This is a genomic window from Aeromicrobium sp. Root472D3 (genome assembly GCF_001426485.1).
In the GTDB taxonomy this organism is placed as follows: domain Bacteria; phylum Actinomycetota; class Actinomycetes; order Propionibacteriales; family Nocardioidaceae; genus Aeromicrobium.
In genome coordinates, this window is the sequence record NZ_LMET01000001.1 from 2,955,908 (window position 1) to 2,981,905 (window position 25,998).

Here is a 25,998-nt window from a genome sequence, read left to right on the forward strand (position 1 = left end):
ATCGCGTCAGTCGCGGGCAGCGGCGCATCGCGTCAGTCGCGGACGCCGAGCAGGCGCACGACCTCGTCGGAGGCGTAGAACGGTGCCAGCTCGGCCCTCAGCACCCGCTCGAGCTCGCCGGACTCGACGAGCGTCCCGACGACGGCGGGCGCGAACCGCACGACGTCGGCCACGAGGTCGGCTCGGTCGAGGTCGAGCTGCTCGAGCAGCTCACCGGGCGTGTAGCCGCCGAACGCCTCGAAGAACCCGTCGACGACGGCGTGGCCGAGCGCCACCACGCGGGGGTGGCCGAGGACGGAGACCGTCAGGTCGTGGGCCGCGTCGACGACGCCCGACACCTGCTCGACGTCGGCGTCGTCGCCGAGACCGCGCACGGGCTCGGCCGCGACGAGGTCCCACACCTGCAGCACCGCGTCGCGGGTCGTCGGATCGCGCAGGGTGTCGACGATGATGCGGTTCAGTCGGCGCACCGCCAGCGTGCCGCCCTTGCCGGCCGTGTCGGCCAGCAGGCCGTCGAGCTGCTTGTCGGCCGCGCCGACCATGCCCGCCGCCGCCTTGGTGCCCATCGACAGCAGGGAGCCGAGGCCGGGCACCTTGTCGGCGACCGCCTGGTTCGCCGCGATCGCCTCGCCCACGATGCGGCCCATGAAGCGGGTCGCGGTGGCGCCGACCAGCGGGCTCGCGGTGAGCCGCTCCAGCGCGCGCTCGAGCACGGGCGTCAGCGCCAGCGTCTCGTCGAGCAGTCGCTCGACCTGCTCGCGGTCGACGACGTCGCCGAGTGGGAAGGCCTCCGCCGGGCCCGCGACCGCGAGCTCGCGGCCGAGCTCGATGAACGCGGCGACGGCGGGGCTGCCCGGCACGTCGGTCAGCGCCCTGCCGACGACGACCTTGACGGCCTCGGGGTCGACCAGGTCGGCGAGCTGATGACCGTCCGCCGCGTCGAGCACCGCGGTCGCGATCCGCGTCACGGTCACGGTCAGCTCGTCGCCCGTCAGGCGGGCGAGGTGGAAGGCGACCTGGGCGTCGAGCAGTCGGTCGCCGAGCGGCACGGCGTCGTCGGTGGGCACACCCCGACGGTACGTCACCCGCGCCGTCCGGGTGGGCCGATCGGCGGGCCGCGGGTCAGGCGGTCGTCAGGCCCTCGCGCACCTCGTCGAGCGCCGTGTCGATCGTGACGCGCGGCGACCAGCCCCAGGCCCGCGCCCGGTCGGCGACGATGCGACCGGTCCAGGCGGGCCCGTCGTCCCACACCGGCGCGACGTCGACCGCGTCGGCGACGACCTGCACGTAGTCGCGCATCGGCACGGCACCGGCGGCGACGTTGACGGGCGTGCACCCGCCGAGCACCGGGCCCTCGGAGGCGTCGTCACCCGGGGTGACGACGCCGACCGCGACGTCCGCGGCGAGGGCCGCGAGGTCCGTGACGTGCACCCAGGCGAACGACTGGTCGGCGAGCGCGTGCCGGTGCTCCTCGTCGTCGCGCATCCCGGCGGGCCGCAGCGTGTTCCAGACCGACGACTCGCCCGTTCCGAGGATCGCCGGGGGCCGCAGCAGCACCCGCGTGATGCCGTCGACCCGGGCGAGGGCGGCGTCGGTGTCGCGCTTGGTGACGCTGTAGTCGTTCGCGTCGTCGCCGACCAGGGCCGAGCCCTCGGACACGTCGCCGACGCCCGGCGACCTGTCGTAGACCGCAGCGGTCGACACGTGCACCAGGATGGCGACGCCGGCGTCGGCCGCGGCCTGCGCGATCGTGCCGGTGCCGACGACGCCGATCTGCTGCTGGGCCTCGCGGTCGGACTGCATCGGGTGCACCGTCGTGACGACGGCGTCGGCACCCCGGACCGCCTGCGCGGCGACGGTCGGGTCGGTGAACTCCCCGACGACCTCCTCGACGCCCGGGAGGGACGGTGCGGTGCCGGCCCGGCGCACGACGGCGCGCACCGTGGCGCCACGTGCCACCAGGGCGTCGCACACCCGGGCGCCGACGAAGCCGTTGGCGCCGGTCACGACGACGGTGGGGCGGGGGGACGTGTCAGGGCTCGAGGGGGACGTCATGCGCTCCACTGTGCCACCGGCCGACCACTCCCACCGGTCGACGGCTCACGCCGACTGGATGAGGTCCCAGCCGTTGCCGTAGAGGTCGTCGAACACCGCGACGGTGCCGTAGGCCTCGTGGCGCGGCTCCTCGCGGAAGCGCACGCCGGCCGCGACCATGTGGCGGTGGTCGCGCTCGAAGTCGTCGGTCTCGAGGAAGAACAGCACGACTCCCCCGCCCTGGCGACCGACCGCGGCCCGCTGCTCGTCGCCCAGCGCGGGCTTGAGCACCAGCGCGGCCCCCGCGCCGCCCCGCGGGGCCACGACGGTGCGGCGCCGGTCGGGCCCGATCTCGTCGGAGACGACCTCGAAGCCGAGCATCTCGCGGAAGAACGTCAGCGCCTCGTCGATGTCGTGGACGAGGTAGTTGATCGACGCGATCGACGGCATCAGGCGTCGTCCCCCTCGGCGTCCGGCTCCGGATCGGCCTCGGGCGGCGGCCCCTCGGCGAGCAGCTTCTCGAAGCCGGCCTCGTCGAGGATCGGGCGGCCGAGCTCCTCGGCCTTGTCGGCCTTCGAGCCGGCGTTCTCGCCCACCACGACGAAGTCGGTCTTCTTCGAGACCGAGCCCGACGCCTTGCCGCCCCGGGCGATGATCGCCTCCTTGACGGAGTCGCGGGTGAACCGCTCGAGCGAGCCCGTCACGACGATCGTCAGCCCCTCGAGGGTGCGGACGATCGACGCATCGCGCTCGTCGGCCATCACGACACCCGCCTCGCGCCATTGGCGGACGATGTCGGCGTGCCAGTCGACGGCGAACCAGTCGACGACGGCCTCGGCGATCGTCGGGCCGACGCCGTCGACGGCCGACAGCGTCTGGACCGGGTCGTCGACCGCCAGGACGTCCTGGATCGCCTGCATCGTGCCGAAGTGCGTCGCGAGCGCCCGGGCCGCGGTCGGGCCCACGTGCCGGATCGACAGGGCGACCAGCACCCGCCACAGCGGCTGCGTCCTGGCCTTCTGCAGGTTGTCGAGCAGGGCGAGGCCGTTGGCGCTCAGCACCCGGTCACCCGCTCCGTCCTCGATCTCCTTCTTCCTGGCCGCGCGCGTGTAGAGCGGCACCGTGAGCAGCTGCTCGGCCGTCAGTGCGAACAGACCGCCCTCGTCGACCAGCACACCGGCCTCGAGCAGGGCCGTGGCGCCCTCCCAGCCGAAGACCTCGATGTCGAAGGCACCTCGACCGCCGACGTGCGTCAGCCGCTCCCGCAGCTGCGACGGGCACGAGCGGGTGTTGGGGCACCGGATGTCCTTGTCGCCCTCGCGCGACGGCGCGAGCGGCGTGCCGCACGACGGGCAGTCGGTCGGGAACACGAACTCGCGCTCGGACCCGTCGCGCAGCGCCACGACGGGGCCGACGATCTCGGGGATCACGTCGCCGGCCTTGCGGAGCACGACCATGTCGCCGATCAGGACGCCCTTGCGGGTGACCTCGTACTGGTTGTGCAGCGTCGCCATCTCGACGGTCGACCCGGCGACGCGGATGGGCTCCATCACGCCGTAGGGGGTGACCCGTCCGGTGCGGCCGACGTTGACGCGGATGTCGAGCAGTCGGGTGTTGACCTCCTCGGGCGGGTACTTCCAGGCGATCGCCCACCGCGGCGCCCGAGACGTCGACCCGAGCCGACGCTGGCGGTCGACCTGGTCGACCTTGACGACGACGCCGTCGATCTCGTGCGACACGTCGTGCCGGTGCTCGCCGTAGTAGGCGATGAACTCCTCGACCTCCGTCAGGTTCTCCACGACCTTCGCCCGATCGCTGGTGGGGAGCCCCCACGCGTGCAGCGCCTCGTAGGCCTGGCTCTGGCGCACGGGGCTGAAGCCCTCGCGGTAGCCGAGGCCGTGGCACACCATCGACAGCGGACGGCTCGCGGTGACCGAGACGTCCTTCATGCGCAGGGTGCCGGCCGCGGCGTTGCGGGGGTTGGAGAACGGTGTCCTGCCCGACTCGGCCCAGGCGGCGTTGAACTCCTCGAACGCCTTGGTCGGGAAGAACACCTCGCCGCGCACCTCGACGTAGGCGGGGACGGGGAACTCGTCGGACGGCTGCAGCTCGTGCGGGATGACCGAGATCGTGCGGACGTTGTTGGTGACGTCCTCGCCGACGCGTCCGTCGCCGCGCGTCACGCCGCGGGTCAGGCGGCCGTCCTCGTACGTCAGCGAGATCGCGAGCCCGTCGACCTTGAGCTCGCACAGGAACTCGGCGTCGTCGACCCCCTCGCGCACGAGTCGTCCGTGCCAGGCCTCGAGCTCCTCGGAGCTGAAGGCGTTGTCGAGGCTGTACAGCCGCTCGCGGTGCTCGTAGGCCTCGAACGACGACGACGCGCGTCCGCCGACGGTCTGGGTCGGCGAGTCGGGGGTGCGCAGCTCGGGCAGCTGCTCCTCGATCTGCTCGAGCTCGCGCATGAGGTCGTCGTACTCGGCGTCGGCGACGGTCGGCGAGTCGTCGACGTAGTAGCGCTCGCGGTGCTCGACGAGCGTCTCGGCCAGCGCCTTGTGCTGCTGCCTCAGCTCGTCGTCGGTCGCGTCGTTCGCGTCGTTCGCCATGCGCCGACTTTATCGCCGCACGGGGACAGTGCCGCGCTCAGCGGTCGGGCAGGGCGAACGACGGGTAGCCCGACCCCGCACCCGGCGACTCGACGCTGAGCGATCCGGCCACGGCCGCCGCCTCGACGCACTCGCGCAGGCCCAGACCGCGCGCCAGCCCCGCGGCCAGCACCCCCACGAACGCGTCGCCGGCCCCCGTCGTGTCCACGACCCGGCGAGGGGCCGGCGAGGGCACGTGGCGGACGCCGTCGGCGGTCACGAGCACGGCACCCTGCGCACCGAGCGTCACGACCGCGCTCCGGCACCGCAGCAGCAGGGCGTCACGGGCGTCGACGACGTCGTCCGCGTCGCGCACGGTCCGCCCCAGCAGCTCGGACGCCTCGTGCTCGTTGACGACCAGGGGGTCGGCGACCGCGACGACGTCCGGCACGTCGCGGTACGGGGCCAGGTTGACCACGACGCGGGTGCCGGCGTCGGCCGCGGCGCCGACCGCCTCGGCCACGACGACCTCGGGCACCTCGCTCTGCACCACGAGGACGTCCGCCGAGCGGACGCGCGAACGTCCTGACCCGTCGAGCACGACCTCGGCGTTGGCGCCCATCGCGACGACGATCTGGTTGCGTCCCTCGGCGTCGACGAAGACGTAGGCCGTGCCGGTCTCGGCGTCCGGCGACGTCGTGACGTCCGTGACGTCGACCCCGGCGTCGGCGAGGGCGGCCCGTAACGTCTCGCCGTGGGTGCCGTCTCCCACGGCCCCGACGAGCGAGACCGCCGTGCCGGTGCGGGCGACGGCCATCGCCTGGTTGGCGCCCTTGCCACCGACGCCCTCGCGCCGCCCCGTCGCCGCGATCGTCTCGCCCTCGCCGGGGAGCCGCTCGACGCTCACGACCTCGTCGCGGTTGATGCTGCCGACCACCACCACCTCGTGCGTCATCGCACCAGTGTCCTGCCACCGTCGATGACCAGGACGTGGCCCGTCACGAAGCCGCCGGCCTCGCTCGCGAGGTACTGGAACCCCGCGGCGATGTCGTCGGCCCGTCCCACCCGGCGGACCGGCTGACCGGATGCGGTGTCGGCGACCCCGTCCGGTCCGAGCGAGTTGACGGGGTCCAGCGTCTGCGGCGTCTCGATGATGCCCGGAGCGATGGCGTTGACCGTGATGCCCGACGGCCCGAGCTCGGCCGCGAGCGCCCGCACCATGCCGGTGATCCCGGCCTTCGCCGCGGCGTAGTGCGCGTGCGCGTCCCAGGCCTCGATGACGCCGACCGTCGACGTCGTGGCCAGCATCCGGCCGGATCCCGCGGCTCGCATGGCCGGCAGTGCTGCCCGGAACAGCCGCCACACGCCCGTCAGGTCGACGTCGATCGTGTCGTTGAAGTCGGCCTCGGTCATCTCGGCGAGCGGGGCGATCCGGGCGATCGCCGCGTTCGCCACGACGACGTCGACCCGTCCGAAGCGATCGACGGCCGTCGCGACGAGCCGCTCGACGTCGGCCTCGCTGCGCACGTCCACGCCGACGACCTCGACGGCCGCGCCGGCAGCCGTCGCGTCGGCCACGACCGCGCTCATGTCGTGGCCGTCGACGGCGTGGTCGGCGAGCACCAGGGATGCGCCCGCCTGGGCGAACCGGCGGGCTGTCGCCGCCCCGATGCCCGATCCGGCGCCCGTGATGACGGCCACCTGGCCCTTCAGGCTGAACACGTCGCTCATCGTCTCTCCTCCATCGATCTGTCAGGTCTAGTACGCGGTCCAGCCACCGTCGACCGACAGCACGCTGCCCGAGACGAAGGTGCTGTCGTCCGACGCCAGGTAGAGCGCCGCCCCGGCCACGTCCTCGGGACGTCCGAGGCGCGGGAACGGGGTGCGCGACAACGAGAACTCCGTCGCCGCGTCGACCGTGCCCTCGTCGAGGTACGCGCGCTCCCCCGGGTGGTCGCCGGTGATGATGCGTCCGGGGGCGATCGCGTTGACCACGATGCCCCACCGCGCGTAGTCCACCGCGAGCTGCCGCGTGAGCTGGATGACACCGGCCTTCGCGACCGCGTACCCGAGGGCCGCGGGCGGAGCGGTGATGCCGAGCTGCGATGCCATGTTGACGACCCTGCCCCGCACCCCTGTGATCTCGTCCTGGTCGACCATGGCGCCGACGAACGTCCGGCACATCACGAACTGCGACGTGAGGTTGAGCGCGAGGTGGAAGTCCCACTCCTCGTCCGTGGTGTCGAGCAGCGTCGACCCGCCGAACCGGCCGGCGTTGTTGACCAGGACGTCCACCCGTCCGTGGATCGCCAGCGCCGCCTCGAGGGCCGACTCGGCGCCCTCGGTGCGCGTGACGTCGCACCTCACGGCCGTCACCGAGGCGTCCGGACCGTGCAGGTCGGCGACCCGGGAGGCGATGTCGTCGCGGATGTCGCACGCCACCACGTGGGCGCCCTCCGCCAGGAAGCGTGCCGTGATCGCGGCGCCGAGGCCCGCGGCCGCCCCCGTGACGACCGCCGTCCTGCCGCGGAGACGGGTCATGCGGGGGTGCCTGCGGTCAGCGCCGCCACCAGCACCTCGGGGAAGCCGCCGTCCGTCTCGAGCACGACCCGGCAGTTGCCGCCGGTGATGTCGGTGAACCCCCGGTAGCGGGTGCGCGTGTCGCAGATCGTCGCACCGCGCCCCGGGCCGTCCGTGCAGTCGACGACCACGTCGATCACGGGGGCCGTCACCGGCACGACGTCGCCCGTCAGCACCCCTGCGGCCAACGCGTCGTGGCACGGGGAGCTGCGGTGGCCGTACGACTCCGTGCCGTAGGCGGCGAAGTAGAACTCGGTCGCGGCCGAGACGAACGCGGCCTCGGGAGAGCCGTCGGCGTCCAGGGCGGTCCGGTGGTCGTCGGTGAGGACCTCGCGCATCGTGACGTCGAGCGGCACCAGCGTCGTCTCCCACGCGGCCGAGATGACGGTCTGCGCGCCCTCGGGATCGTGGATGATGTTGGCCTCGGCCGCGGGCGACTGGTTGCCGGGCGCGTCCGCGGCACCGCCCATGATGACGACGTCGTGGACGCGGTCGGTCAGTCCGTAGATCGCCTCCAGCGCGTGGGCCAGGTTGGTGAGCGGGCCGATCGCCAGGATCCTGAGCTCGCCCGCGTGCTCGGTCGACAGACGGTCGATCAGCTCGACCGCCGTCTCCTCGACGGGTCGGGCCGTCACGTCGAGCGGCAGCCCCGCGTCGCCGAGGCCGTCGCTGCCGTGGACGTGCGTGGCCAGGTAGGTGACCTCGCCGACGAGCGGGCGCTCGGCCCCCACCGCCACCGGGACGTCCGTGCGACCGACCAGCTCGAGCACACGGAGGCTGTTGACCGCGCACTGTCGCGCCGTGTTGTTGCCGAACACCGTCGTCACGCCGACGAGCTCGACGTCGTCGTGGGCCGACAGGTACAGCAGTGCCATCGCGTCGTCGATGCCGGTGTCGCAGTCGACGAGCACAGGGGTCTTGCGGGGGTGCGTCATGGGGTCAGCCCTTCGGGATGATGGCGGGGACGTACGTGGTCTCGGAGACGTCGTACCGGTCGCGCCGGGTCAGGCCGATGGCCTGCACCGAGAGCGCCACGACGGTCGCGACGTAGGGCAGCGCGTGGACGAGCTGCTGGATGCCCAGGTCGGTGCCCTGGAGCCGGATCGACAGCGACGTGGCCGCTGCGAACAGCAGCGAGGCGAGGACGGTCCCCCACGGAGTCGCTCGGCCGAAGATCACCGCCGCGAACGCGATGAACCCGAGGCCGCCGGTGAGCTGGGAGTTGAAGGACGCCACCGAGCTGGTCGAGAGGTAGGCGCCGCCGACCCCCGCGCACGCGCCACTGATGAGGATCGTGACGGTCCGCACGAGGATCGGCTTGATGCCCACCGCGAGCGCGGCCTCGTCCGACTCGCCGACGGCCTTGACGTGCACGCCGAACCGGGTCCGGTTCAGCACGATCGCCGCCACGACGGCCAGGACGACCGTGACGTAGAGCAGCGCGCTCTGGCGGTCGAGGGCACGCCCCAGGACGGGGATGTCCGCGAGCGGTCCGAGCGGCACGCGCGGCACCAGGTCGACACCTGTGGGCGAGTAGGTGCCGGGCGAGTCCAGCACGTTCTGGACGACGAGGAGCGTGACCCCGGTAGCCAGCAGGTTGGCGGCGATGCCGGCGATGATCAGGTCGCAGCGCAGGAAGAACGCGGCGAACGCGAGGATCGCCGAGTACGCCGCACCGGCCGCGACGGCGACGAGGACGCCGATCCACGGGTTGCCGCTCTTCGCGCCGGCGACGATGGCAGCGAGGGCGGCGACCAGCATGCAGCCGTCGAGTGCGATGTTGCTGGCCCGGGCACGTTCGGCGAACATGCCGCCGACCGCGGCGGCGAGGATCGGGACGAGGCTCGTGAGGAGGATCGCGAGGAAGTCCGCTGTGGCGTTCATGGTCAGGCCTTTCCGCCGGTGCGCTGGCTCGTGATGAGCAGGATCAGGACGCCCTGCAGGACGAACACGAGGGCGAACGGCACGTCGGTGGTGGACTGCATCGCGGTCGCGCCGGTCATGAGGGTCGAGTACAGGAAGGCGGCCAGCAGGATCCCGACGGGTCGCAGCCGTCCGATCAGGGCGACCGTGATCCCGAGGAAGCCGTACTGCGGCGAGAAGCCCGACACGTAGGCATGGGTGATGCCCAGGATCGCGACGCCGCCGGCCAGGCCGGCGAGCGCGCCGCTGCCGAGCAGCGAGCAGAACAGGTACCGGTGGGAGCGGATGCCCAGGTACTCGGCGAAGGCCGGCTGCATGCCCGAGGCCTCCATGCGGCGCCCTGTGCGCGTGCGGTCGAACAGCACCCACATCGCGGTGACGATGACGATCACGAGGACGACACCCACGTTGGCGGCGGACGGGGGCAGGATCCGCTCGAGCCACATCGACTGGTCGAGCGGCGGCGTCTCGACGGCGCCCGACGTCTCGTCGCGGAAGTAGCTGTTGACGAGGTACAGCGCGAGATCGGCCGCGATGTAGTTGAACATCAGCGTCGTGAGGATCTCGTTGGTGCGGTACCGCACCCTGAGGATCGCCGGGATCGTGATCCAGAGCGCGCCGGCGACGGCGGCGGCGACCAGCGCGACGGCCTGGCCGACGAGGCCCGTCACCCCGAGGTGCTGGGCGGTCACGGCCGCCACCAGCCCGCCCAGGACGAGCTGGCCCTCGGTGCCGATGTTGAACGCGCCGGAGCGGAACGACACCGCGGCGGCCAGTGCGGTCAGCACCAGCACCGTCGCGATCGCGATCATGCTGCCGAACGAGTAGGTGCTGCGGAAGGTCCCGACGATGAACGAGTCGAACGCTGCCAGGGGGTCGGACGCGACCAGGAGGATCACGACGAAGCAGATGGCCAGGCCCAGCACGATCGCGATCAGCGACTGCCGGAGGCCGAGGGGGACGACGCGGCGAGCCGTGGCCGTCATCCAGCTGCCGGCCCGGGGCGTCCCGGCCTCGTTCTCGGAGCCGGTGAGTTGGTTGGTCATGACTTGCCTTCCAGCATGGCTCGACCGACCTCGGCCTCGCTCGGGCGGTGGTCGGCGTACTCCGCCACGATGCGACCCGCACTGATGATGAGCACGCGGTCGGCGACCTGCGTGACCTCCTCGATCTCGCTGGACACCAGGAGCACGGCACCACCGGCGTCGCGGCGGGCGACGAGCTCGCGGCGCACGAAGTCGGTCGCCGCGATGTCCAGGCCCCGCGTCGGCTCGGCACACACCACGACATCGGGTTGCCGCGAGAGCTCTCGGGCCAGCACCATCTTCTGCGCGTTGCCGCCCGACAACCGGCGGGCCAGCTGCCGTCCGGACGAGGCACGCACGTCGAACTCCTTCATGAGCCGCGCCGACAGGGACGAGGCCTTCGAGTCCGAGAGCAGACGCCCGCCGACCTCGTCGGTGTCGAGGTATCCGGCGGTGATGTTGTGATCGACCGACCAGTAACCGGCCATGCCGCGTCCGATCCGGTCCTCGGGGATGTGCCCCACGCCGGCGGCGCGGACCGTCCCAGGGCTCGCGCCGGTCGTGTCGACGCCCTTGACGGTGATCCGACCGGCGGTCGGCTTCCTCAACCCGGTGACGGCCTCGACCAGCTCGGTCTGGCCGTTGCCCGCGATGCCCAGCACGCCGACGATCTCACCGGCGGCGACCCGGAGGCTGACGTCGTGTACGACCTCGACACCACGGCCGTTGCGCAACGTCAGTCCTTCGACCTCGAGCACGGTCGCGCCGGGGGTCCCGCGCTGCACCTCGCTCGAGACAGGGCGTGTCTCACCGGTGATCAGGGCGGCGAGGTCGGCATTCGTGACGTCACCGATCGCCTCGTGGGCGACCCTCTTGCCCAACCGCAGCACCGTCACCCGGTCGGCGACCTGCCGCACCTCCTTGAGGTGGTGGCTGATGAGGACGACCGCGAGGCCCCGTGCCGCGAAGCCTCGCACGACGTCGAAGAAGCGCTCGGTCTCGGCGGGGGTCAGGACAGCGGTGGGCTCGTCCAGCACGAGGATCCGCACGTCCTTGGCAAGGGCCCGCAGGATCTCGACACGCTGCTGCGCGCCGACCGACAGCGACCGCACCTTCTCGTCGGGGCGGACGTCGAGGCCGTACTCGTCGGCCAGCCGGGCGACGGTCTCCTCGGCGGTCCTGGTCTGCACGAAGGGGCCCGTGTGCGGCTCGCTGCCGAGGAACACGTTCTGCGCGACGGTCAGGGACGGCACCAGCTTGAAGTGCTGGTGCACCATGCCGATCCCGAGCTCGAGGGCGCGGCGCGGTGACGTGACGTCCACCGGCAGGCCGTCGAGCAGGATGGTGCCCTCGTCGGGCTGGACCAGCCCGAACAGGCAGTTCATCAGGGTCGACTTGCCCGCCCCGTTCTCGCCGAGCAGCGCGTGGATCTCCCCGGCACGGATCTCGAGGTCGACCGTGTCGACGGCGGTCATCGTGCCGAAGCGCTTCACGATGCCTTCGAGCCGGAGGACGGGCGGGTCCTGCGCGGGGGCGGCGGGAACGGGGCGGTCAGTCACGGTGGCTCCTAGAGGGCGCTCTTGACGGTGATGTCACCGTCGATGACCTGCTGGCGCAGGTCGTCGACCTGCTTCTGGATGTCGGCGGGCACGAGCTCGTCGTTGAAGGCGATGCCCACACCGTCGTTGTCGATGCCGCCGTTGATCGTCGTGCCCATCTCGAGCTTCCCGTCGACGAACTGCTCGATCGCGAGGTGGACCGTCGTCCCGACGGCCTTGAGCGCGCTGGCGACGGTCGAGTCGGGCTGCAGGCCGTTCTGGTCCGAGTCGGTGCCGATCGCGTAGCGACCGCTCTCCTCGCCGGCCTTCAGGACGCCGAGTCCGGCCGCTCCCGCGACCTGGTAGACCACGTCCGAGCCGTCGTTGTACATCGCGGTCGCGAGGTCGAAGGCACCCTGGGCGCTCTCGAAGTCGCCCACGAACCGGACGTCGACCTCGATCGAGGGATCGATCGCCTTGGCGCCCTGCTCGTAGCCCACCGCGAAGTCCCGGATGACGGGGATGTCCATGCCGCCGACGAGACCGATCTTGCCCGTGCCCTTGGCCCGCGGGAACTGGTCGGGGTTCTTCGTGACCAGGGCTGCGAGCGCGCCCACGAGGAACGCGCCCTCGTTCTGCGCGTACGAGATGCCGGTGACGTTGTCGCCGACCGAGGGCGAGTCGAAGATCAGGTACTTCTGCTCGGGGAACTGGGCGGCCACCTTCTTGAGGGTCGAGGCCATGACGGTTCCGCCCGTGACGATCAGGTCGTTCTTGCCGCTGGCCGACGCCTCCGTCAGGTTGCGCTCCCAGGCAGGCGCGTCGTCGGCGCCCGCCTCGATGACCTTGACCTTGACCCCGAAGTCCTTCGCGGCCGACTGGAGCCCCTCGTTGGCCGAGTCCATGAAGCTCTTGTCGCCGAGCTGCCCGCTCAGCGGCGCGGAGATGTTGATGGTCTTGGTGCCGTCGGCCGAGCCCTCGTCGCCGCTGCTGCTGCCGCCGCCGCACGCGGCCAGCGTCAGCGCGACGACGGTGGTCAGCACCGCCGAGGTGATGATCGTCCTCTTCTTCATGGTTTTCTCTTTTCTGGGGGTGGGGGTGGAGGGATGCCGGGGATGGGAGCCGCGACGCGGCGTGACCGTCACGGGTCGACGCGCCGGACGAAGTCGGTGACGAGATCGGCCAGCTCGGCGGCGCGCTCGATGTGCAAGTAGTGCTTGACTCCCGGGACGATGACGAGCGTCGCTCCGGCGATGTGCTCGTGCAGCTGGCGCGACATCGCCGGCGTGGAGCCCTCGTCGTGCTCACCGGTCACGATGAGGGTCGGCACCCTGACGTGATGTGCCTGGTCGATGAGATCCGTCGTGGCGAGCACCTCGTAGGTCGCCGCGTACGACGGGTGGTCCACGGCCGCGACGATCGAGCGCTCGGCCTCGACCAGGTCGGGGCGACGGTCGATGAAGTCGGCCGTGAACCATCGGCGGATGCTGCCCGCCGCCGACTCCGCCGGTGGCGTCCGGCGGATCACCTCGAGGCGCGCGAGCGCGCGGTCCCGCTCCTCGGCCGACCGGCCGGCGATCGAGCTCAGCAGCACGACGGACCGGGTGCGATCCGGGTGTGCCACGGCGATCGCCTGCGCGAAGATCGCCCCGACCGAGAACCCGATGACGTGGGCCGAGCGGATGCCCAGCTCGTCGAGCAGGCGCACGTGGTCGTCCACGAACATCGACAGGTCGCACGTGCCCGTCACGGGGTCGGACGCGCCGTGGCCGCGGTAGTCGATGGCGATCAGGAAGAGGTCGCCGTCGAGGTGCGACTGCAGCTCGAGCCAGGTGGACGCGGAGCTGCCGACCCCGTGCAGGAGCACGACGGGCGTGCCCGTCGCCGGGCCGCGGAGGGTGTAGGCCAGGCGGGGGTTCGACGTGGTGAACGCGCGATCAGCAGGGCTGTGAGGTGTCTGTTGCATGGTAGAGATGAGTATTGGCAATGGCTTGGATGCATGTCAACCCCTCGGACGCAGTCGCCGAAGACCGTTACACAGCCGTAATAAGCGGCTCAGATGTGACAATCTTGCATACATCCGTTAGATCGTTGACAGCCTTGAGCCATCGCACTAGCGTCTGTGCCATGCAAGAAGCATCCGCATCACGCAGCATGCAGCTCACGGTCGCCGACAGCATCCGCGCGCAGATCATCAGTGGCGACCTCGAGTCGGGCGCCGCCCTGTCCGAGGTCACCCTGGCCGCCGAGCACGGCGTCAGCCGCACACCGGTCCGCGAGGCACTCAAGCAGCTGCAGACCGAGGGTCTGGTCGAGATCCGACCCCGGGTCGGCACCTTCGTCACGACGCCCTCGCGCGCCGAGATCATCGAGCTGTTCCAGATGAAGGAGGTGCTCGAGGGCGCCGCGGCGCGGTTCCTCGCCCAGCGCGGGGAGGTCCCCGAGCTGAAGGCCCTCCGGGTCAACATCGCGCGGTCCGACGCGGCGCTCGCCGCCAACGACGTGGCTGCCTACACCGACCTCGTGGGCGAGTTCCACCAGCTCATCGTGGAGGGCGCCGGCAACTCCAAGCTCGTCCAGCACTACACGACCCTGATGAACCAGCTCGCCTACACCCGACTCGTGTCGACGTCGCTGTCGCTGCCCGGGCGGTTCGCCGAGAGCGAGAACGAGCACCGGCACATCCTCGACGTCATCGAGACCCGCGACGCCGCGGGGTCCGAGCGCCTGATGCGCCATCACGTGCAGGCGAGCCAGGACGCCCTCCTCGAGGTGCTCTCGCCCGCCGCGCCGCGAGGATCGGAGCGCTGAGATGGCCGCACAGGTGCGCCAATTCCACACCCTCGTCGAGGAGACGGTGACCGAGGGCGGCGTCACGCTCCCCCGCGTCGTGCGACGGGTCGTCGTCGCGGCCGTCGTGACCAACCCCTGGGCGGGACGCGCGCACGTCGACGACCTGAGCACGTTCGTGCGCCAGAGCTGTCCGGCGCTCGCTCGCGACGTCATGGCGCGGATCCTGCCCCATCACGCCGGCGACGACCGCGTCGAGGCCTTCGGCAAGGCCGTCGTCGTCGGGCTGGCGGGCGAGGTGGAGCACGGCGCCGCCCTGGTGCACAACCCGTTCTTCTCCGACGTCGTCCGCTCCGCCGTCGCCGGCACGTCGGTCATCGCCTCGACCGAGGCCCGCGGGGAGGCCGGGACGACCGTGCACGTCCCGCTGTGCCACGTCACGTCCGCGAGCACCCGATCCCACTACCAAGGGTGCGCGGTCAGCGTGCCCGACGCCCCGCACCCGGACGAGATCGTCGTCGTCGTCGCCACCTCGTCCGCCGGCCGTCCGATGCCCCGCATCGGCGACCGCCTCACCGACCCGCCGTTCGATCCCACCCCCTGGAGAGTCCCGTCATGAACATCCGCAAGTCCGTCGTCATCATCGAGGAGATCCACGCCGAGGGCGGTCGAGAGGTCGCACCCGCCGCACGGGTCGCGATCGCCGTCGCCGTCATCGCCAACCCCTGGGCCGGGCAGGGATTCGTCGAGGACCTCGGTCCCGGCATCGCCGCCGTCGCACCCGAGCTCGGGACGTTCCTGGCGACCCGCGTCGTCGACGCCCTCGGCGAGCCCGCCGAGGCCTACGGCAAGGCCGCGATCGTCGGACAGAACGGCGATCTCGAGCACGGGTCGGGGTTGATCCACACGCTCGCCTTCGGCAACCGCCTGCGCGAGCGGACCGACGCGACGACCTTGCTGCCGGCCGTCGAGAAGCGCGCCGGCGCGGGTGCCACGTTCGACATACCCCTCAAGCACATCACCGACGCCACGATCCGGTCCCACCACCAGAGCGTCGAGGTCCGTGTCGCCGACGCGCCCGGTCCCGACGAGATCCTCGTCGCGCTCGCCCTGGCCGCGCAGGGACGCCCGCACGCGCGACTCGCCGCCTTCTCCCCCACCAGCGAGGCCTGAGCCCGCTTCACCGAAAGGCACGACATGAGCAAGGACTTCAAGGTCAGCTTCGGCGTCGACGTCGACGCCGTCTCCGGATGGCTCGGATCGTACGGCGGCGAGGACAGCCTGCAGGACATCCAGCGCGGTCTCTTCGCCGGCGACGTGGGCGTGCCGCGCCTGGTCAAGCTGTTCGACCGGTACGACATCCCGGCGACGTTCTTCACCCCCGGGCACTCCATCGAGACCTTCCCCCGCGCGATGCAGATGGTCGTGGACGCCGGGCACGAGATCGGTGCGCACGGCTACTCGCACGAGAACCCCCGCGACATGTCCCCCCAGCAGGAGGAGGACGTGCTCAACCGCTCGCTCGAGCTCATCGAGGGGCTGTGGGGCCGCCGCCCGTCCGGCTACATCGCGCCGTGGGGAGAGATGACCACGATCCAGGCGGACCTCCTGCTCTCCAACGGCATCGAGTACGACCGCACGCAGGTGCTCCACGACTTCCAGCCCTTCTACGCCCGCACGGGCGACAGCTGGACGAAGATCGACTACTCCAAGACCGCCGACGAGTGGATGAAGCCCTTGGTCCGCGGCACGGAGATCGAGCTCGTCAGCCTGTCGTTCAACTGGTACCTCGACGACCTCCCGCCGATGATGTTCGTCAAGTCGAGCCCCAACAGCTACGGCTTCGCGAACCCCCGCGACATCGAGACCATGTGGCGCGACCAGTTCGACTGGGCCTACCGCGAGTATGACTACGCGACGTTCCCGATCTGCCTGCACCCCGACGTCTCCGGACGTCCGCAGGTGCTCCTGATGCTCGAGCGACTCATCGAGTACATGGCGAGCCACGACGGCGTGAGCTTCGAGACCTGCGAGTCGGTCGTCCACGACTTCAAGCGGCGGTACCCGTTCGCGACCGACAGCCGGTTCCCGTTCGACCGAGAGTTCGGGGCGGTCTAGGGCGATGACACGACTCCCGTCGATCGCCGTCCTGTCGCTCGGCGGGACGATCGGTGCACGGGTCGACCACCGTGGCTCCGGCGCGACCCTCGACGCCGGCGCGCACGACCTGGTGGCGGGGATCCCCGTGCTCGGCGAGATCGCCGATCTGGAGGCCCGGACGGTCGTCAGCACGATGTCGGCCGATCTCGACATCGTGGACGTCGTCGACCTGGCCGACCGGATCGGGCGGCTGGTGGAGGGCGGCACCGAGGGTGTGGTCGTCACACAGGGCACCGACACCCTCGAGGAGACCGCCTACCTGCTCGACCTGCTGCTCGCGGTCGACGTCCCCGTCGTCGTGACGGGCGCCATGCGCAACCGGGGACGTCCCGGCGAGGACGGTCCCGGCAACCTGGTGACGGCGGTGCGGGTCGCAGCGGCCGGGTCCGCCCGCGGGCTCGGCGTGCTCGTCGTCCTCGACGACGTGGTCCTGCTCGCGCGGCACGCGCACAAGGCGCACACCTCCGCGACGGGGGCCTTCGCGGCGGCCGGTGCCGGACCGATCGGGTTCGTCGTCGAGGACCGGGTGCGCATCACGGTGCGTCCCACGGCCCGATCACCTCATGTGCCGATCGCGGCGGGTGCACCGATCGCATCGGTCGAGCTGGTGACCTTGACGCTCGGCGCCGACGACCGGCTGCTGCGGGCGGTGCCCGGGTTGGGTCACGACGGGCTCGTGGTCGCCACGTACGGCGCGGGGCACGTGCCGGCACGGCTGGTGCCGGCTCTGGCCGATCTCGCCGACCGCATGCCGGTCGTGTTCTCGTCGCGCACGGGTGCCGGCGAGCTGTACCGGCGGACGGGCGACTACCCGGGGTCGGAGCAGGACCTCCTGTCACACGGACTCGTGTCGGCCGTCGGGCTCGATCCCCTCAAGGCCCGCCTCCTCCTCACCCTGCTGCTCACGTCCGGCTCCCCGGTCGGCCGGCTGCCGGACGTGTTCGAGGCGGCGAGCGGCTAGTCCGGGTCAGCCCTCGAGGCGCTCGGCCGCGGCGGCGGCCAGCGTCAGTGCACGGGCGGCCCACTGGGGCGAGGCCCCGGCCAGGCCGCACGTCGGCGAGACCACGAGGCGGTCGGAGTGCTGCTCGACGTCGAAGCCGAAACGGTCGAGGAACGTCCGCACCCGGGCCGCGAGGTCCTGGTCGGACGACGCCGCGGCATCGGTCGACGGGACGACCCCGAACCACAGGTCGACGCCCTTCTCGAACGACTCGGCCCACACGTCGTCGGGCCGCACGAGCGACAGGTCGAACGCGATCGCCGTGAACCCCGCTCCCGCCAGCAGCTCGACCGGGACGTCGGGCGCGCACGAGTGCACGACGGGCCGGGCTCCCCCGGCGACGATCGCGTCGACGACGGTGCGCAGGATCGCGTCGGCCTCGGGCGGGTGGACGCTGCGGTGTCGCGAGAACCCGCTGGCCGTGGGGATGCCGCCCGTCAGCACCGCGGCGATCGCGGGCTCGTCGACCTGCACGACGAGATCGGCGTCCGCGAACCGGCGGCGGACGTCCGCGACGTGACCCCGCAGGCCCTCGGCCAGCGACTCGCCGATCTCGCGCCGGGCGCCGTGGTCGGCGAGCATCTTGTCACCGCGGGGACGCTCGACCGTCGCGGCGAGCGTCAGCGGGCCCGTGACCTGGATCTTGAGCGGGCCGGTGTGCCCCTGCGCGAGCTCCTCGGCGACGTCGAGGTCCTGCGCGAGCAGCGACCGCGCCCGCCGCACGTCGCCGCCCTCGCCGACGCCGACGCGCCAGCCGTCGGGCTGCAGATCGGCCTCGAGCCCCGACAGCAGCGACAGCGTCCGGCCGATCATGCCGGCGTGGATGCCGCGCCCCGGCAGCTCGGGCACGAACGGCAGGTCGCCGACGGTGTCGAGCACGACCCGCAGCGACTCGGTGAAGTCGGTGCCGGGCATCGAGCCGATGCCGGTGGCGAGCGCCATGGTGGTCCTGTCTGTCGGAGGGGCGGTGACGGTGCGACGTGTCCCGGCCGCGGCCGGTGAGCCGGCGACGTGTCGAGGCCTGGGACAGGTCGCCGGCACACCGCCTCGCGGCGGGAAAGGACGCTAGGGCACCGCCACGCGGGCGGTCGACGCGATCGTGGCGGAGCCGACGACGCGCGTGCCGTCGTAGACGACGCACGCCTGGCCCGGTGCGATGCCACTGGCGGGGTCGAGCAGCTCGACCGACACCCTGCCGTCGACGACGCCCAGCCGCGCCCGGTGCTCGTCACCGTGGGCGCGGAGCTGGACCGTGCAGTCGAGCGTCCCCGTGGGCGGGGTGCCGCACCACAGCGGCTTGACGCACTCGAGGGCGTCGACGAGCAGCGCCTCGCGCGAGCCGACCGTCACGGTGCCGCTGACGGGCTCGATGTCGAGCACGAACCGGGGCTTGCCGTCGTCGGCGGGCACGCCGAGACGCAGACCGCGCCGCTGGCCGATCGTGAACGCGTACGCCCCGTCGTGCTCGCGCAGCACCGCACCGTCCTCGTCGACGATCGTGCCCGGCCTCGGCCCGAGCTTCTCGCTGAGCCAGCCGGCGTTGTCGCCGTCGGGGATGAAGCAGATGTCGTGGCTGTCGGGCTTCTGCGCGACCTGGATGCCGCGGGCCGCCGCCTCGACGCGCACGACGTCCTTGGTCGTGTCGCCGAGCGGGAACAGCGAGTGAGCGAGCTGCTCCTGCGTCAGGACGCCCAGGACGTACGACTGGTCCTTGCCGTGGTCGATCGCGCGGTGCATCTCGATCGTGCCGTCCGCGGAGGTGCGCAGCTGCGCGTAGTGGCCCGTCGCGACGGCGTCGAAGCCCAGCGCCAGCGCGCGGTCGAGCACGGCGGCGAACTTGATCTTCTCGTTGCAGCGCAGGCACGGGTTGGGCGTGCGACCCGCCGTGTACTCGGCGATGAAGTCGTCGACGACGTGGTCGGCGAACTCCTCGCTCATGTCCCACACGTAGAACGGGATGCCGAGCGCGTCGGCCGCGCGCCGGGCGTCGCCGGCGTCCTCGATCGAGCAGCACCCGCGGGCCCCCGAGCGGTACGAGCGGGGGTTGCGGCTCAGCGCGAGGTGCACGCCCGTGACGTCGTGCCCCGCGTCGACCGCGCGCGCCGCCGCGACCGCCGAGTCGACGCCGCCCGACATCGCCGCGACGACCCTCATGACCCGCTCCGGACGAGCGAGGCCCGGCGCGCCCGCTGGTGCACCGCCGGCAGCGCCGCCAGCACGCGGTCGACGTCGGCCTCGGTCGACGTGTGACCGAGGCTGAACCGCAGCGACCCGCGGGCCGCGACGTCGTCGTAGCCCATCGCGAGCAGCACGTGGCTGGGCTGCGGAACCCCCGCGGCGCACGCCGAGCCGGTCGAGCACTCGATGCCCTGGGCGTCGAGCAGCATCAGCATCGCGTCGCCCTCGCAGCCCGGGAACGTCACGTGCGCGATGTTCGGCAGCCGGTGGTCGACGCCCGGCTCGGGGTCGCCGTTGACGATCGCGTCGGGCACCGTCTCGACGATGCCCTCGACCAGCCGGCGGCGCAGCCGCTCGATGCGCTCGACGGTCTCGCGCTGCCGCGACACCGTGACGTCGACGGCCGCGGCGAACGCGGCGATCAGGGCGACGCTGACGGTGCCGGACCGCAGGTCGCGCTCCTGCCCGCCACCGTGCAGCAGGGGCGTCGCGTCGAGCTCGCGCGCGATGACCAGCGCACCGACACCGACGGGGCCGCCGAGCTTGTGGGCCGTGACGGTCATGGCGTCCAGACCCGTGCCGGCGAAGTCGAGCGGCACGTAGCCGGCCGCCTGCACGGCGTCGCTGTGGACGGGGATGTCGTGGGCGCGGGCGATCGCGACGACGTCGGCGATGGGCTGGATCGTGCCCATCTCGTTGTTGGCCCACATCGTCGTGACGGCCGAGACGCTGGCCGGGTCGCGCTCGACCGCGGCGCGCAGGTCGTCGACCACGATGCGTCCCTGCTTGTCGACCGGTGTCATCTCGACCTCGGCCCCCTCGTGCTGGGCCAGCCACGTGACGGGGTCGAGCAGGGCGTGGTGCTCGATCGAGCTGAAGACGATCCGCTGGCGCGCCGGGTCCTTCGCGATGCGCGACCAGTACATGCCCTTGATGGCCAGGTTGTTGGCCTCGGTGCCGCCCGAGCAGAACACGACCTCGCTGGGGCGGGCGCCGAAGCGCTCGGCGATCAGCTCGCGGGCCTCCTCGACGGTGCGGCGTGCGGCCCGGCCGGACGCGTGCAGCGACGAGGCGTTGCCCGTCACGCCCATCTGCTCGGCCATCGCGGTGATCGCCTCGGGCACCATCGGCGTGGTCGCCGCGTGGTCGAGGTAGGCGGTGGTGGGTGTGGACGTCATGGCACGACCAGCGTAGTCCGCGCCCCGTAGGACGTCAGCCGCCGCACTCGCCGCTACTCGTCGAGCCCCGCCGCGGCGAACGAGATGCCGATCTGACGCCTGATCTCGTCGGACGCCTCGAGCGACGCGATCGAGGCGCTGAGCGGACGGACCGGCGTCTCGCGCTCCCCCGCCGCGATGCGTCGCGCGGCGTCGGTGGCCTGGAAGTGCAGTCCACCGACCTGGTCGCCGTGGGGCTCGTCGTACGTCAGCGTCGCGCTGCGGTCGGCGGAGGTGACCGTGATCGGGCCCGGCGAGTTGTGCAGGGCCTCGACCGTCACGACGCCCTCGCTGCCGATGATCGTGATCTCGTTGCGCGGCCAGCCGTGCAGCGTCGTCGCGACGACCGACATCGTGCCGCCGTCGTGCAGCATCGTCGCGCCGAGCTGTCCGTTGACGCCCCGGTCGTCCGGCACGCCGGCGGCCGCCACGGACGTCGCCGGCCCGAGCAGCGACGTGACGTAGGCCAGCGGGTAGGTGCCGAGGTCGAGCAGGGGCCCGCCCGCCAGCGACGCGTCGAAGATGCGGTGGTCGTCGGGGAAGAACTCGCCGTAGACCGTGTGCACGGACCGCAGCCGACCGATCGCATCGGCGTCGAGCAGCTGGCGCAGGACGTCCCACTTCGGCAGGAACAGCGTCCAGAGGGCCTCGGCGCAGAACACGCCCGTGCGCTCGGCGACGGCCGCGATCTGCCGGGCCTGGTCGGCGCTGATCGCGATGGGCTTCTCGACCAGCACGTGCTTGCCGGCCTCCATGCTCATGACCGCGTGCTCGAGGTGCGACGGGTGGGGCGTCGCGACGTAGACGATGTCGACGTCGTCGAGCGCGACGAGCTCCTCGTACGAGCCGACGGCCGTGGGGATGCCGTACCGGTCGGCGAAGTCACGGGCCCGGTCGGCCGATCGCGAGCCGACCGCCGCGACGACCTGCGTCGTGTGGGCCTGCAGCGACTCGACGAACCGCTCGGCGATCCACCCCGGACCCATGACGGCCCAGCGCAGCGGCGGCGCGTCGCGCGGGTCGGGCGTGCGGGGCGTGGGCAGGACGGTCGGGAACGTCATGGGGTGCCTTTCGCGGCGGTGTGGTCGTGGGGGTGCTCCTGCAGCGCGGCGTGCACGAGCGGCGCGACCTCGCGACCGTACAGCTCGATGCTGTGCATCAGCGTCTCGTGCGGCAGCGCGCCGTTGCTGAACTTCAGGTCGAAGCGGTCGAGGCCGAGGATGCGGACGTTGCGAATGATCTTGTCGGCCACGGTCCGCGGCGATCCGACGTACACCGCGCCCTCGGGCCCGGCCGCCGCCTCGAACTCACCGCGCGTCGGCGGGGGCCACCCGCGCTCGCGACCGATGCGCTCGCGCTGCTTCGCGAAGTGCGGCCAGAGCTCGTCGCGCGCCTGCTCGTCGGTGTCGGCCACGTGGCCCGGCGAGTGCACGCCGATCGGCAGCCGCGGCTGTCCGAGCTGGTCGAGCGCGCGCCGGTACAGGTCGGTGAACTGGGCGAACTGCGCCGGCGGCCCGCCGATGATCGCGAGCATCAGCGGGATGCCGTAGCGCGCGGCCCGCACGACCGACTCGGGGCTGCCGCCCACGCCGATCCACGTCCGCAGCGAGCCCGCCGCGGTCTTCGGGAACACGTGCTGGTCGACCAGCGGCGGCCGCAGACGCCCCTGCCACGTGACGGGACCCTCGGTGCGCAGCGCCGCGAACAGGTCGAGCTTCTCGCTGAACAGCTCCTCGTACTGCGCGAGGTCGAGCCCGAACAGCGGGAACGACTCCGTGAACGAGCCGCGTCCGAGGATCACCTCGGCCCGTCCGTCCGACACGGCGTCGAGCGTCGCGAACCGCTCGTACACGCGGATCGGGTCGTCGGAGCTCAGCACCGTGACGGCGGTGCCGAGCCGGATCTGCGTCGTGCGCGACGCGATGGCCGCCAGCACGACCTCGGGGGCGCTGACCGCGAAGTCGTCGCGGTGGTGCTCGCCGACGCCGAAGAACGACAGACCCAGCCGGTCGGCGAGCACGGCTTGCTCGACGATGTCGCGGATGACCCGGTCGTACGGCAGCGGACGGCCGTCGGGCCCCGCCGTCACGTCGCCGAAGGTGTCGAGACCGAGCTCGAGGCGGGCCGGCGCCGTGCCGGACGGACGATCAGCAGGTGGCATGCGTCCATCGTAGGGAGGCGCCTGGTGCAGACTGACGTCGTGCTCGAGATCGTCATCATCGTCATCGCGGGTCTGCTGCTGGGCATGCTCGCCTTCGCCCTGGTGGGCCTCACGCGCGTGCGGTCGTTGCGGACCCGCCACCGCCAGCGGCTCGCGACCATCGACCCCCGACACTCCGAGCCCGCGAGCCTCGTGGGCCTGGCGTCGGAGGGACGGCTGCAGACGCGCGGCATGGGCACGCTGGCCGTCGGCGACTCGCACCTGCTGTTCGCCCAGCTGCTGCCCGAGCGCGACATCCTCGTGCCGCGCGACGCGATCTCGTCGGCGCGCGCGACGCGGCACTTCCTGGGCAAGACCACGGGGGCCGATCTCCTGGTGGTCACGTGGGACGTCGACGGGCTCGCGGACGCCGCCGCGTTCTCGGTGCCCGACGTCGCGGCGTGGCGCGACCGCCTGGCCTGAGCGCCGCCCCCCGACGCGTCAGCCGACGCGCGCCACGTGCGTCTCGGCGGCGGTGCGCACCTCGACGACCATGCCCTTGGCGAGCTGACGCCCGCGGCGGGTCTCGACCGTCCCGTCGACCAGCACGTCGCCGTCGCCGATGATGGCGCCGGCGTGGGCGCCCGAGTCGGCGAAGTTCGCGAACTTCAGGAACTGCCCGAGCCGGATCATGTCGCCGCTGATCTCGATGACCTCGATGTCGTCGTCTCCCGCTCCGGTTCCCATGCGGGCCAGTCTAGAGTCGGGGCATGGACACCTCAGCGCGCGCCGACGTGTGGGTGTCGGCCGTCCGGCTCTACAAGAACCGGTCGATCGCGTCGAAGGAGTGCCGGGCGGGCCACGTGCGCATCAACGGCGCGAAGGCCAAGCCGTCGCAGCCCGTCAACATCGGCGACCGGATCGAGGCCCTGACCGAGGGCGGCCTGCGCGTCGTCGTGGTGAGCCGCATCATCGTCAAGCGGGTCGGGGCGCCCGTCGCGGTGCAGTGCTACGTCGACAAGACCCCTCCGCCCCCGCCGAAGGAGGAGGTCGCGGTCATGCCGCGGCGCGACCGCGGCGCCGGACGCCCCACCAAGCGCGACCGCCGGGCGATGGACCGGCTGCGCGGACGCTAGTCGGTCAGGGCGGACGCGACGAACGCGTGGACGTCCGCGAGCTCGGCCGCCGAGATGCCGTGCGCGAGCCCCTCGTACGTCCTGTCGGTGACGTCGGCGTGCTGAGCGAGCCAGGCCGACGCCCGCTGCGTCGCATCGGGCGCGATGACCGGGTCGGCGTCGCCGTGGCCGAAGAACACCGGCACGCGACGGTCCGCGAGCGTCGCGTCGCCCGCTGCCGGCCGGTCGAGCACGAAGCCCGACAGCACGAGCCCTGCGACGAACCGCTCGGGACGGGCGCGCAGCAGCTGCGTGACCATCAGGCCGCCCTGGGAGAAGCCGAGCGGGACGACGACGCGCCTAGGTGCGACGTGCTCGTCGAGCCAGGCCAGCAGCGCGTCGGTCGAGGCCTCGACGACGGCCGGGTCGGGGCGTCCCGGCACCGCGATCGGCACCCACGCGTACGACCCCGGCCCGAGCGTCAGGGGGGCCCGGACCGATGCGAACGCCAGCCCGCCCGGCAGGTGTGGCACGAGGCTCGGCAGGTCCTGCTCGTTCGACCCGAAGCCGTGCAGCAGCAGCACCAGGGGGTCGGTGTCGGTGCCGCCGCGGACGGTGCGGGTGTCGTCGATCTGCGTCGTCATGGCACCGATCCTAGATGCCGGTTGAACCGTCAACCAGGATCGGGAGCAGCGACTGCGAGCTGAGCGGCGCCAGCTCGACGTCGCCGGGGTCGCGCGGGTCGACCCAGCGGCACTCCGCGATCTCCGCGGCCGCCGAGGGAGCGGCGGCGTCGACCGTCACGGAGTACACCTCGGCGCGCACGACGTGGCCCGGCTCGTTGGCCGCGTCCTGCTCGAACGTGCCGACCCACGCGAACGCCTCGGCGGGCAGGTCGAGACCGAGCTCCTCCCCCAGCTCGCGGCGCAGGGTGTCGAGGGGGTGCTCCCCCGGCTCGATCTTGCCGCCGGGCTGCATGAAGGCACGGGTGCCGATCTTGCGCACCATCAGCGCGCGACCGCGGTCGTCGACGGCCAGGGCCGCGGCGACGTGGATGACGGGTGCGCTCACGGCTTCGGCACGGTGGCGACGCCCCACTTGTCGGTCCACGACGGCGGGGCGGCGAGCGCCTCGAGCAGCGCGTCGAGGTCGTCGTCGAACGTCACGATGCCCGACTGCTCGGCACGCACGAAGCCCGACGAGACCATCGTCTCGAGCATCTGGCGCATGGGCGCCCAGAAGCCCCCGACGTCGAGGAAGCCGCTGGGCTTGGCGTGGATCGTCAGCTGCGCCCACGTCCACTGCTCGGCGATCTCCTCGAGTGTCCCGGCACCACCGGGCAGCGCGATGAAGGCGTCCGACAGGTCGGCCATGAGCTGCTTGCGCTCGTGCATCGACTCGACCACGTGCAGCTCGGTGACCCCGCGGTGCGAGAGCTCGCGATCGTCGAGCTGGCGCGGGATGACGCCGACCACGCGGCCGCCCGCCTCGATCGCGGCGTCGGCGACCGTGCCCATCAGGCCCACGTGGCCGCCCCCGTAGACGACGCCGATGCCGCGCTCGGCCAGCGTGCGTCCGGTCAGGCGTGCCGCCTCGGCGAACGCGGGGTCGGTGCCGAGGCTGGAGCCGCAGAAGACGGCGACGGCGGACAGTGTCATGGGTGCTCCGAGCTGGGGGACGGTGACGACGCACCACGATAACGTCCGGAGCCGGAGG

The 25,998-nt window shown here is 72.2% G+C and carries 29 protein-coding genes; 7 read left to right on the plus strand and 22 right to left on the minus strand.

Annotated elements, in window-relative coordinates; all coding sequences use genetic code 11:
- Window positions 1–32: 32 nt before the first annotated feature.
- The 13 genes from ASD10_RS14535 to ASD10_RS14595 form a co-directional block, all read right to left on the minus strand.
- Window positions 33–1,067: a hypothetical protein gene (locus ASD10_RS14535; RefSeq protein WP_056609629.1), complete on the minus strand. Its 1,035-nt coding sequence runs from the start codon at window positions 1,065–1,067 to the stop codon at window positions 33–35.
- 55 nt (window positions 1,068–1,122) lie between these two features.
- Entirely contained in the window at window positions 1,123–2,055 is a 933-nt protein-coding gene (locus ASD10_RS14540; protein WP_056610599.1) for an NAD(P)-dependent oxidoreductase, read from the minus strand.
- A gap of 45 nt (window positions 2,056–2,100) precedes the next feature.
- Window positions 2,101–2,484 (minus strand): VOC family protein, encoded by a 384-nt coding sequence (locus ASD10_RS14545; protein ID WP_056609631.1) that lies wholly within the window; start codon window positions 2,482–2,484, stop codon window positions 2,101–2,103.
- The gene (gene ligA / locus ASD10_RS14550) at window positions 2,484–4,637 is read right to left on the minus strand and encodes an NAD-dependent DNA ligase LigA (protein WP_056609633.1); all 2,154 of its coding nucleotides are present in this window, start codon (window positions 4,635–4,637) and stop codon (window positions 2,484–2,486) included. Before ligA ends, ASD10_RS14545 begins: the two co-directional genes overlap by 1 nt.
- 37 nt (window positions 4,638–4,674) lie before the next feature.
- Window positions 4,675–5,571, minus strand: a complete 897-nt coding sequence (locus ASD10_RS14555) for a ribokinase (protein WP_056609635.1) — start codon at window positions 5,569–5,571, stop codon at window positions 4,675–4,677.
- Window positions 5,568–6,347 carry an SDR family NAD(P)-dependent oxidoreductase gene (locus tag ASD10_RS14560; protein WP_056609637.1) on the minus strand — a complete coding sequence of 260 codons (780 nt, stop codon included), beginning with the start codon at window positions 6,345–6,347 and terminating at the stop codon, window positions 5,568–5,570. Before ASD10_RS14560 ends, ASD10_RS14555 begins: the two co-directional genes overlap by 4 nt.
- A 27-nt stretch (window positions 6,348–6,374) precedes the next feature.
- Window positions 6,375–7,157, minus strand: a complete 783-nt coding sequence (locus ASD10_RS14565; RefSeq protein WP_056609639.1) for an SDR family NAD(P)-dependent oxidoreductase — start codon at window positions 7,155–7,157, stop codon at window positions 6,375–6,377.
- Complete coding sequence (locus tag ASD10_RS14570) at window positions 7,154–8,131, minus strand: nucleoside hydrolase (RefSeq protein ID WP_056609642.1); 978 nt, start codon at window positions 8,129–8,131, stop codon at window positions 7,154–7,156. Before ASD10_RS14570 ends, ASD10_RS14565 begins: the two co-directional genes overlap by 4 nt.
- A gap of 4 nt (window positions 8,132–8,135) precedes the next feature.
- Window positions 8,136–9,080 (minus strand): ABC transporter permease, encoded by a 945-nt coding sequence (locus ASD10_RS14575; RefSeq protein WP_056609644.1) that lies wholly within the window; start codon window positions 9,078–9,080, stop codon window positions 8,136–8,138.
- A gap of 2 nt (window positions 9,081–9,082) precedes the next feature.
- Window positions 9,083–10,165: an ABC transporter permease gene (locus ASD10_RS14580; RefSeq protein ID WP_056609646.1), complete on the minus strand. Its 1,083-nt coding sequence runs from the start codon at window positions 10,163–10,165 to the stop codon at window positions 9,083–9,085.
- The gene (locus ASD10_RS14585; RefSeq protein ID WP_157432615.1) at window positions 10,162–11,703 is read right to left on the minus strand and encodes an ABC transporter ATP-binding protein; all 1,542 of its coding nucleotides are present in this window, start codon (window positions 11,701–11,703) and stop codon (window positions 10,162–10,164) included. Before ASD10_RS14585 ends, ASD10_RS14580 begins: the two co-directional genes overlap by 4 nt.
- Window positions 11,704–11,711: 8 nt before the next feature.
- A complete protein-coding gene (locus tag ASD10_RS14590; RefSeq protein WP_056609648.1) occupies window positions 11,712–12,755 on the minus strand; it encodes a BMP family protein in 1,044 nt (347 codons plus the stop codon).
- A gap of 68 nt (window positions 12,756–12,823) precedes the next feature.
- Window positions 12,824–13,648 (minus strand): alpha/beta fold hydrolase, encoded by an 825-nt coding sequence (locus ASD10_RS14595; protein ID WP_082556221.1) that lies wholly within the window; start codon window positions 13,646–13,648, stop codon window positions 12,824–12,826.
- 161 nt (window positions 13,649–13,809) lie between these two features.
- On the opposite strand from ASD10_RS14595, the gene ASD10_RS14600 reads away from it, so the two are divergent.
- Genes ASD10_RS14600 through ASD10_RS14620 form a run of 5 tightly spaced genes read left to right on the plus strand, consistent with a single transcriptional unit; the run spans window position 13,810 to window position 17,593 of the window.
- Entirely contained in the window at window positions 13,810–14,493 is a 684-nt protein-coding gene (locus ASD10_RS14600) for a GntR family transcriptional regulator (protein WP_056609652.1), read from the plus strand.
- A 13-nt stretch (window positions 14,494–14,506) separates the two neighbouring features.
- Complete coding sequence (locus ASD10_RS14605; RefSeq protein ID WP_200938278.1) at window positions 14,507–15,091, plus strand: amino acid synthesis family protein; 585 nt, start codon at window positions 14,507–14,509, stop codon at window positions 15,089–15,091.
- Window positions 15,088–15,645 (plus strand): amino acid synthesis family protein, encoded by a 558-nt coding sequence (locus ASD10_RS14610; protein ID WP_056609656.1) that lies wholly within the window; start codon window positions 15,088–15,090, stop codon window positions 15,643–15,645. Before ASD10_RS14605 ends, ASD10_RS14610 begins: the two co-directional genes overlap by 4 nt.
- 24 nt (window positions 15,646–15,669) lie before the next feature.
- Entirely contained in the window at window positions 15,670–16,590 is a 921-nt protein-coding gene (locus tag ASD10_RS14615; protein ID WP_056609658.1) for a polysaccharide deacetylase, read from the plus strand.
- A 4-nt stretch (window positions 16,591–16,594) separates the two neighbouring features.
- Window positions 16,595–17,593, plus strand: a complete 999-nt coding sequence (locus tag ASD10_RS14620; protein ID WP_056609660.1) for an asparaginase — start codon at window positions 16,595–16,597, stop codon at window positions 17,591–17,593.
- Between the two features lie 6 nt (window positions 17,594–17,599).
- On the opposite strand, the gene ASD10_RS14625 is transcribed toward ASD10_RS14620, so the two are convergent.
- The 5 genes from ASD10_RS14625 to ASD10_RS14645 form a co-directional block, all read right to left on the minus strand.
- Window positions 17,600–18,574: a methionine synthase gene (locus ASD10_RS14625; protein WP_056609661.1), complete on the minus strand. Its 975-nt coding sequence runs from the start codon at window positions 18,572–18,574 to the stop codon at window positions 17,600–17,602.
- A 123-nt stretch (window positions 18,575–18,697) separates the two neighbouring features.
- Window positions 18,698–19,786: a tRNA 2-thiouridine(34) synthase MnmA gene (gene mnmA, locus ASD10_RS14630; protein ID WP_056609663.1), complete on the minus strand. Its 1,089-nt coding sequence runs from the start codon at window positions 19,784–19,786 to the stop codon at window positions 18,698–18,700.
- Window positions 19,783–20,988: a cysteine desulfurase family protein gene (locus tag ASD10_RS14635; protein ID WP_056609665.1), complete on the minus strand. Its 1,206-nt coding sequence runs from the start codon at window positions 20,986–20,988 to the stop codon at window positions 19,783–19,785. The genes mnmA and ASD10_RS14635 overlap by 4 nt, the downstream gene beginning before the upstream one ends.
- Window positions 20,989–21,041: 53 nt before the next feature.
- On the minus strand, window positions 21,042–22,088 hold the full coding sequence (locus ASD10_RS14640) for a Gfo/Idh/MocA family protein (RefSeq protein WP_056609667.1): 1,047 nt from the start codon (window positions 22,086–22,088) through the stop codon (window positions 21,042–21,044).
- Complete coding sequence (locus ASD10_RS14645) at window positions 22,085–23,188, minus strand: LLM class flavin-dependent oxidoreductase (protein WP_056609669.1); 1,104 nt, start codon at window positions 23,186–23,188, stop codon at window positions 22,085–22,087. The genes ASD10_RS14640 and ASD10_RS14645 overlap by 4 nt, the downstream gene beginning before the upstream one ends.
- A gap of 24 nt (window positions 23,189–23,212) precedes the next feature.
- Here ASD10_RS14645 and ASD10_RS14650 point away from each other — a divergent pair, with 24 nt between their 5' ends.
- The gene (locus tag ASD10_RS14650; protein ID WP_056609671.1) at window positions 23,213–23,650 is read left to right on the plus strand and encodes a hypothetical protein; all 438 of its coding nucleotides are present in this window, start codon (window positions 23,213–23,215) and stop codon (window positions 23,648–23,650) included.
- A gap of 18 nt (window positions 23,651–23,668) precedes the next feature.
- On the opposite strand, the gene ASD10_RS14655 is transcribed toward ASD10_RS14650, so the two are convergent.
- On the minus strand, window positions 23,669–23,914 hold the full coding sequence (locus tag ASD10_RS14655; protein ID WP_056609673.1) for an RNA-binding S4 domain-containing protein: 246 nt from the start codon (window positions 23,912–23,914) through the stop codon (window positions 23,669–23,671).
- Between the two features lie 23 nt (window positions 23,915–23,937).
- Between ASD10_RS14655 and ASD10_RS14660 the strand changes: the two genes are divergently transcribed.
- Window positions 23,938–24,303, plus strand: coding sequence for an RNA-binding S4 domain-containing protein (locus ASD10_RS14660; protein ID WP_056609675.1), 366 nt, complete (start codon window positions 23,938–23,940; stop codon window positions 24,301–24,303).
- Here ASD10_RS14660 and ASD10_RS14665 read toward each other — a convergent pair.
- Genes ASD10_RS14665 through ASD10_RS14675 form a run of 3 tightly spaced genes read right to left on the minus strand, consistent with a single transcriptional unit; the run spans window position 24,300 to window position 25,940 of the window.
- Complete coding sequence (locus ASD10_RS14665) at window positions 24,300–24,926, minus strand: alpha/beta hydrolase (RefSeq protein WP_056609677.1); 627 nt, start codon at window positions 24,924–24,926, stop codon at window positions 24,300–24,302. The genes ASD10_RS14660 and ASD10_RS14665 overlap by 4 nt on opposite strands.
- A 10-nt stretch (window positions 24,927–24,936) precedes the next feature.
- The gene (locus ASD10_RS14670) at window positions 24,937–25,353 is read right to left on the minus strand and encodes an NUDIX domain-containing protein (protein WP_056609679.1); all 417 of its coding nucleotides are present in this window, start codon (window positions 25,351–25,353) and stop codon (window positions 24,937–24,939) included.
- Window positions 25,350–25,940 carry a TIGR00730 family Rossman fold protein gene (locus ASD10_RS14675; RefSeq protein ID WP_082556223.1) on the minus strand — a complete coding sequence of 197 codons (591 nt, stop codon included), beginning with the start codon at window positions 25,938–25,940 and terminating at the stop codon, window positions 25,350–25,352. The genes ASD10_RS14670 and ASD10_RS14675 overlap by 4 nt, the downstream gene beginning before the upstream one ends.
- Window positions 25,941–25,998 lie beyond the last annotated feature (58 nt).